At 61.5% G+C, this 1,856-nt stretch carries 4 protein-coding genes; 2 read left to right on the top strand and 2 right to left on the bottom strand.

Annotated elements, in window-relative coordinates:
• Together G3T14_RS23985 and G3T14_RS23980 are read left to right on the top strand one after the other, a co-directional pair.
• A partial coding sequence (locus tag G3T14_RS23985) for an MOSC domain-containing protein (protein WP_163644979.1) occupies nt 1-418 on the top strand: 418 nt, incomplete at its 5' end.
• A gap of 180 nt (nt 419-598) precedes the next feature.
• Nucleotides 599-817, top strand: a complete 219-nt coding sequence (locus G3T14_RS23980; protein WP_163644978.1) for a hypothetical protein — start codon at nt 599-601, stop codon at nt 815-817.
• 76 nt (nt 818-893) lie between these two features.
• On the opposite strand, the gene G3T14_RS23975 is transcribed toward G3T14_RS23980, so the two are convergent.
• The gene (locus G3T14_RS23975; RefSeq protein ID WP_163644977.1) at nt 894-1,121 is read right to left on the bottom strand and encodes a hypothetical protein; all 228 of its coding nucleotides are present in this window, start codon (nt 1,119-1,121) and stop codon (nt 894-896) included.
• A 220-nt stretch (nt 1,122-1,341) separates the two neighbouring features.
• Complete coding sequence (locus tag G3T14_RS23970; RefSeq protein ID WP_163644976.1) at nt 1,342-1,698, bottom strand: HigA family addiction module antitoxin; 357 nt, start codon at nt 1,696-1,698, stop codon at nt 1,342-1,344.
• Nucleotides 1,699-1,856: the final 158 nt, after the last annotated feature.

Genomic DNA, 1,856 nt, shown 5'->3' with positions numbered 1-1,856 from the left:
CCAGATCACCGCGCCGCCTGACCGCCTCCGTCACCCAAAATCCCGCATAGCTCTTTCGCCGGTGATGATGCGCGCAATCTCCGTGGTGAACCTCGCCTCCGTGCATGCGCTCGCCGAGGCAACTGGTCGGACCCTCGACCCCTTGCGTTTCCGCGCCAACATTCATCTCGATAGGCTGGCCCCGTGGCAGGAGCTGGACTGGGTGGGGCGGGAGCTAAGTATCGGGGCGGTGCGCTTTCGCGGCCTTGCCCGGACGCCGCGCTGTGGCGCCGTCAACGTCAACCCTGCGACCGCAGAACGTGACACCAACTTACCCAAAGCCATCAAACAGCATTTCGGGCACGTCGACCTCGGGATCTACCTCGAAGTCGTCGAGAGTGGGACGATCACGAGGGCCGATGTCCTTACCCTTGATTGATGCGGCTCTCGCGGTGCGTATAGGGACCGCTTCCAGGCCCCGCCTGCCCTGCGAAACCGGATTACGGCCGAAAGCTCGCGCCAGTCGATAGGGTAGAAGAAGCGGTGGGCCGGGCAGCTATCGGTATAAGCTGAGACACGGATCGGTCCAGCCTGGCTTCGCGGCCGGGCAGAGGGAAGCATGAGCGACACAGTACAAAACGCCGCTTTCCTCGCCATCGTCCTCGAAAATGTGGAGCTGCGAGAGCAGCTCTCCAACGTCCAGGATCAATGTGTGGAATTGGCCGTCGATGCGGGCGAGCAGCACGCTGAGGTCGAGGCGCTACGGGCGCAGGTGATCGCCTTAGGCGAAGACCGTGATCGCTGGCGGATCATCGCTGAGCGTCGGCTCGCGGGCTGAGACCTTCCCCGTATGACGGGAGCGCCTCATGAAAACGACAGAGCTCTCGCCCCGTCGTTGAGATGCTGAGGCTGGCTTAGCGGGTCGAGGCGTCGACGATCTCGGCGACGATGCGCCGGGCCGTGGGAGCCCTTGGAGTCAGGGACGGCGTGGTCGTCAGCTCGGACGCAGGCCGCACGGCCGCGGTGGCGCGAGCCTGCTCACGGTAGAGCGTGGGAGTGAGGTTGATGCGCTCATCAGCCACCGCGGTACCAACCAGGGTGATGGACGCGAGTGCGGCAAGAACGAGAGTACGGACGGTCATAGTATCAATCTCTCTGGTGGTCCGGGGCCTGCCCCGTTTCATGAGAGGAATATGTTTTGCAGCGCACCATCATTCAAACAGATATCGTCAATATCCGATATCGACGCTGTCAATTTCGTTTTGGGCCACAGGAGCCTTTGAACAACTGGCCCGCCTCGGGACATGAGGCTTGCTAGGATCGGCATCGCTGGCAGAGCCCAAATCCTTATGGTTGAGAGGCTTAGGCAGCCTGCGCGTGATCAGGGACGGGCTTAATCCGTTCAAGGTCCGGCCCGATCTCCGAAAGCAGGCTCTCGCTCTCGAAATGAGCCTGTAGGTTCATCCAAAATTGATGGGACGTGCGGAAGAACCGGGCAAGCCGCAGGGCCGTGTCCGTGCTGATGCCGATCTCCTCCTTCACGATCCGCTCGATGCGCGAGCGCGGAAGATCCAGAGCCTTGGCAACCGCTCCGGCACTGAGCCCAAGCGGCATCATGAACTCTTCGCGCAGGATCTCGCCGGGGTGAACCGGAGGCATGGCTTCCATCTCCTTAGCGTCGTCAAAAGTCTGGCGCAGGGTTTCAAGATCAGCGGTCATCTTCGGAAAATCCTCGAAGGCTGGCCCGGCGCTCCTATGCCGGCTTAATCCGAAACCGAGGGCTCGTGAGCCCTCAGTGGTAGTCAGTGAACTCGACCCGTTCAGGCCCTGCATCCGTCCAAATGAAGCAGAGCCGGTATTGGTCATTGACCGAGATA

The organism is Methylobacterium sp. BTF04, from assembly GCF_010692745.1.
GTDB lineage: Bacteria > Pseudomonadota > Alphaproteobacteria > Rhizobiales > Beijerinckiaceae > Methylobacterium.
This window is presented reverse-complemented; position numbering and strand designations above follow the sequence as displayed.